This is a genomic window from Candidatus Binatia bacterium, assembly GCA_036382395.1.
GTDB lineage: Bacteria > Desulfobacterota > Binatia > HRBIN30 > HRBIN30 > JAGDMS01.
This window is the reverse complement of record DASVHW010000142.1, coordinates 1-4,579: the sequence shown is the minus strand read 5'-3', so window position 1 is coordinate 4,579 and position 4,579 is coordinate 1. Positions and strand designations below refer to the sequence as shown.

Below are 4,579 nucleotides of genomic sequence, written 5' to 3'. Positions count from 1 at the left end.
AGCTGGCCGGCGAGGCGGAAGAGCGTGGCCTCGTCGCCGAAACGGCCGGTGAACATCACGCCCACCGGCAGGCCGTCGCTGGTCCAATGCAACGGTAACGAGATCGCCGGTTGGCCCGTGGCGTTCTGGATCGGCGTGAACGGCACGTAGTCCAGCACCGGTGCCATCGCCTTCATCATATCGCGCTCGTTGATGTCGATGGTGCCCAATTTGATCGGTGGCGTGCCCAAAGTCGGGGTGAGCCAGCAGTCGTAGGTCTGATGGAAGCGGGCGATTTGCCGAGACGACATCTGCAGCATGGCGATGGAAATGAGATACTGTGACGCCGTGAGCTGCTTGCCCTGCTGGTACAGGGTCCAGGTGAGTCCCTCGAAGTCCTTCTCGGCGGGTGTGCGTCCGTTCAACATGGCAAACCCGTCAATGGCAAAGGCGTGGCCCGCCATGAACACCGCCATGAACGCGCCGGTCAACATGTTGATGTCGACGCTGGGCGCCGCTTCCTCGACGATGTGGCCGAGGTCTTCGAGGAGCTTGGCGGTGGCCTCCACCGCGGCCACACATTCCGGGTGCAGTGGCACCCCGATCAGGTTCCGTGTCGTGAAGGCGATGCGCAGGCGGTTGGGTGGCGTGCGGGCCTCACTGAGAAACGGGCGTGCGACCACCGGCGCACAATACGGGTCGCCCGGCTCCGGGCCGTGCGTGCAGTCGAGTGCGGCGGCGCTGTCGCGCACGCTGCGGCTGACGACATGCTCCACCGCGAGGCCGCTGGCAAAATCACCGATGTCCGGACCCATCGGGTTGCGTGCCCGCGTCGGTTTGAGTCCGACCAGACCACAGCAGGCAGCGGGAATCCGGATGGAGCCGCCGCCGTCGTTGGCGTGTGCCAGTGGGACGATGCCCGCGGCCACGGCCGCGGCCGAGCCGCCACTCGATCCGCCGGTGGAATGCTCCAGATTCCACGGGTTACGGCAGGGGCCGTAGAGGGCGGGTTCGGTAGTCGGCAGGATGCCGCATTCCGGTGCGTTGGTCTTGCCGAGGATGATGAGGCCGGCGGTCTTGAAGCGTGCGACCAGCGTATCATCGTGTGCCGCCGGCACCCCGGTCATGAACCGGCAGGCTGCGGTCGTCGGCACGCCTTCGTAGTTGCCGAGGATGTCCTTGAGGAGGAAGGGAACGCCATGAAACGCGCCGGTGGTTTGGGCACGGCCGGCAGCGGTCTGCCGTGCGGCGGTTGCTCGCGCCTGTTCGAAGATCTTATAAATGACGGCGTTCAGTTTTGGATTGTGTTTCTCGATGCGGGCGATGGCCTCATCGACCAGTTCCGTCGGTGTCACCGCGCCCTTGGCGACCAGTGCCGCCAGTCCGAGCCCGTCATAGGTCGCGTACTCCGCAAATGGCATTGCCCCACCTCCGGCGCGCAGCCTACGTCATCATCCGGCCTTTGTCGAAGTGTCGTAGCGGGTGCGGGCCGGTTTGTCTGCACGGCCTCAGCCCTCGCCCTCAGGGACTGTCGATGAATGACCGGCCGCTGGTTTCGTATACCGTATTTCCCGCGTGCTTCCGTAGCGGCGCAGCATGCTGCGCCTCCACATTCGGAGAAAATCGACAGTCCCATCTGGAGAAGCTCAGCAACTTGAGACCGATCGACCGTATCCGATCGAAGTTTTTGAATGTGGAGCGTTGGAACGCCTGAATTTTCGGCACACACTCGCAGCGGCGGGCCTGACCATGCTGTGCACCCCCGCCTCTGGCGCAGCGACGGATCTGAACACGTCGTTCCCGTGTCGCTCCGCCGTTGCGGAGGGTTGGACAAGCCATTCTCCGAGCGAAAATCCGCGGCGAAACGTTGCCAAGCTGCGAGCAAAGCGAGTTGGCGGGGCGCGACGGTTTCTGAGATAATCGCGCTATGAAGCTGTCCAGGGAGCTGTCCCCAACCGAAGCGGACAGGCTGCAGGAAGAGGCCGCCCGCCTCGGCGTGCGCCTCGACGAATTGGCACATGCTGTTGTGGCGGACCTTCTATGTCGCCCTGACGAGGATTTCGAAGCGGCGGCGGCGCGCGTGCTGCGTAAGAACGAGGACCTGTACCGGCGCCTCAGCTGATGAGGTATCTCACGGTTGCGGAGGTGCTGAGCTTGCATCGGCTGCTGATCGAGCAAACAGGGGGCTCGACGGGCATCCGCGATCTCGGCGCGCTGCAGTCTTCCGTAGCGCAACCGCAGATGACCTTTGGTGGCAACGACCTCTATCCATCGCTGCAGGAAAAGGCCGCCGCCTTGTGCTTCTCGCTCATTGCGAACCATCCATTTCTCGACGGGGATAAGCGGGTCGCGCATGCGGCCATGGAGACGTTCTTGATGCTGAACGGCTCAGAGTTGAGCGCGACGGTCGACGAGCAGGAACGGCTCATGTTGTCCCTAGCCGCCGCCAGCTCTCGCGTGATGAGCTCGTCGCATGGCTCCGCTCACGAGTGGTCCAGTCATCGGGAGGGAAGGGCTAACACGCACTGGATCGGACCGCGGGCGTGATTTGGCCCGCTCGGATTGATCTGTCGCCATGTGCCCGCGGCCGCTCAGCGGCACACCGTTGGGCTCTGCACACCCCACCACCGCAGTGCCCTTTGCCGCCGTACCGACCCCTCCGCACTGCCCCGATTCCTTCCCGTGCGCATGGCATTACGCATCGTTTCGCACTTGACCTGCTTGATCACAGACAGCTCTCCCGATTATAACCCCCATAGTGAGTTCGCTTTCGTCAGCAGCGGTTCAGTTCAACCGCGTTTATCTGCCTTCCGGCGGTGACCCGGCTGTGCCGAGTGCGTAGCTCACCCTGGCGCCGGAGAGCAGATGAAACGCTAAACGTTCGGCGGGCTTGAATTGACAGATGGCGCGCAAACCGATTCCTTCCGAGCTGCAGGCAACGGTGCTGCTTAAGGCACGGCGTCGCTGCTGCGTCTGCTTCGGGCTCAATCGCGACACGCTCATCAAACAGGGTCAGCTCGCCCACCTCGACGGCGATCCGGCAAACAACGACGAGGACAATCTGGCGTTCATCTGCTTCGACCACCACGATCAGTATGATAGCCGAACCCGACAGAGCAAGAACTTCACCGTCGAAGAGGTCAAACAGCTCAGAAACGAGCTTCACGAAGCGATCCGCTTGGCCTTTGCGACAGAGGTGTCGTTTGGTGAAGCAAAGGCATTGGGTCCAGATCTCATCTCAGGCCACTACATTCGCTCCGGTGATTTTGAAAGCGCGGAAATCAAAATCCAACGGATGCCTGACGGTCGGTATCACGTGTCCGGACTCGCGCTATGGGGCATGACTCGCGAACGGGGTCCCAATCTTGGCGATCTCGATTTCGTCGCCGAGCTACACGGTGACATCATCGAGTACCGTTCGCTGTGTCCGAACGACAAACAGTACCGGGCGGTGCTGCGGTTTTCCGCCGAGTCTTTGAAGGTAACCGAGGAGAACTGGAGCGGAATGTTCGGGATGAACGTCAACTTCAGTGGTGACTATGCCAAAGCGGAATAGTGGCCGAACTTGTGAAGGCCGAACCGGTGCGTGCACGCGATATCGCGAAGGACGCGATGCGCGTGACGCCGAGCGTTGAGGCTGTAGAAAAACCCCGAGAGCACGTCGTGACCATCCAAACTTTCGATATGAGCCTCCGAGATGCGAAACTTGACGATAAGGTCGAAAATGCCTGAAAGTGTTGCGGGAGAGGCTCACCGAGCGTGTGAGGGTCATCAGAACACGTGGTGGCGACAAATCGCGGCTTCGCGTGAAATTCGACAGAGGGGAGGTGCGTTTTCGGGCTTTTCTCCAAGCGCGATGGGCAACAGGCGGGAGCTGTTGTAAGAGTGTAGCGTGGGAAAGTACGAAGCTCTGCTCGTTAGAATTCTGCGCGGTGGCTTCGATGCCAACGTCCCGTTCGTTGACCTGCACCATCTGCTCCGGCGTTTGGGATTCGACGAGCGCATCCGAGGCGACCACTACATCTTCACCAAGGAGGGCGTGGTAGAGATCTTGAACCTGCAACCGCGAGGGCGGCACGCGAAGCCGTATCAAGTTCGACAGGTTCGCGCGGTGATTGTGAAGTACCGTTTGGCGGGAGGTGACGATGCGAAGTAAGTGCAAGTACGAAATCATCATATACTGGAGCGACGACGATCAGGCTTACATCGCCGAGGTTCCCGAGTTGCCGGGTTGCGCCGCTGATGGTGCGACATACAAGCAGGCTCTCGCGAACATCGAGGTAATCATTGGCGAGTGGATCGAAACGGCAGGTGAACTCGGGCGCACCATCCCAGAGCCGAAGGGCCGGCTGCTGTATGCGTAACGCGCGGCCGACCGGCTTGGGCGTGTGAGCCTCTCGCGAGCGTGTTTGGGCCAGCGGCTCACGCGCATACCGTTGAGGCTGCTCAGAAAATCGCCTCCATCCGGACCTTCGCAACCCTGCAGTAGGCGCGCGTGCGGGCAGCGGTTGGGGTGAAAAGCGGGAAGTTGAAGCACAGCCGGCGTGAGACGGCACACGCGGGCCGCGAGTGCACTGGTGGAGTGTTACATCCGTCCGCC

At 61.7% G+C, this 4,579-nt stretch carries 6 protein-coding genes and 1 pseudogene; 6 read left to right on the top strand and 1 reads right to left on the bottom strand.

Going from position 1 to position 4,579, the window contains the following annotated elements:
- The coding region (locus VF515_06775) for an amidase family protein (protein ID HEX7407340.1) at nt 1-1,400 on the bottom strand (1,400 nt) is incomplete at its 3' end.
- A 506-nt stretch (nt 1,401-1,906) separates the two neighbouring features.
- Between VF515_06775 and VF515_06770 the strand changes: the two genes are divergently transcribed.
- From VF515_06770 to VF515_06745, 6 genes and pseudogenes are all read left to right on the top strand, one after another.
- Nucleotides 1,907-2,101 carry a DNA-binding protein gene (locus tag VF515_06770; GenBank protein ID HEX7407339.1) on the top strand — a complete coding sequence of 65 codons (195 nt, stop codon included), beginning with the start codon at nt 1,907-1,909 and terminating at the stop codon, nt 2,099-2,101.
- Nucleotides 2,098-2,498 (top strand): annotated as a pseudogene (locus VF515_06765) (type II toxin-antitoxin system death-on-curing family toxin). Before VF515_06770 ends, VF515_06765 begins: the two are co-directional and overlap by 4 nt.
- 383 nt (nt 2,499-2,881) lie before the next feature.
- Entirely contained in the window at nt 2,882-3,535 is a 654-nt protein-coding gene (locus VF515_06760) for a hypothetical protein (GenBank protein ID HEX7407338.1), read from the top strand.
- Nucleotides 3,535-3,711 (top strand): hypothetical protein, encoded by a 177-nt coding sequence (locus VF515_06755; protein ID HEX7407337.1) that lies wholly within the window; start codon nt 3,535-3,537, stop codon nt 3,709-3,711. The genes VF515_06760 and VF515_06755 overlap by 1 nt, the downstream gene beginning before the upstream one ends.
- Before the next feature lie 160 nt (nt 3,712-3,871).
- The gene (locus VF515_06750; GenBank protein HEX7407336.1) at nt 3,872-4,135 is read left to right on the top strand and encodes a type II toxin-antitoxin system HicA family toxin; all 264 of its coding nucleotides are present in this window, start codon (nt 3,872-3,874) and stop codon (nt 4,133-4,135) included.
- Entirely contained in the window at nt 4,125-4,343 is a 219-nt protein-coding gene (locus VF515_06745; GenBank protein ID HEX7407335.1) for a type II toxin-antitoxin system HicB family antitoxin, read from the top strand. The genes VF515_06750 and VF515_06745 overlap by 11 nt, the downstream gene beginning before the upstream one ends.
- Nucleotides 4,344-4,579: the final 236 nt, after the last annotated feature.

Coding starts and splice junctions, on each gene's coding strand:
- VF515_06770 (HEX7407339.1), top strand. CDS start 1,907: ATGAAGCTGTCCAGGGAGCTGTCCCCAACCGAAGCGGACAGGCTGCAG.
- VF515_06760 (HEX7407338.1), top strand. CDS start 2,882: ATGGCGCGCAAACCGATTCCTTCCGAGCTGCAGGCAACGGTGCTGCTT.
- VF515_06745 (HEX7407335.1), top strand. CDS start 4,125: ATGCGAAGTAAGTGCAAGTACGAAATCATCATATACTGGAGCGACGAC.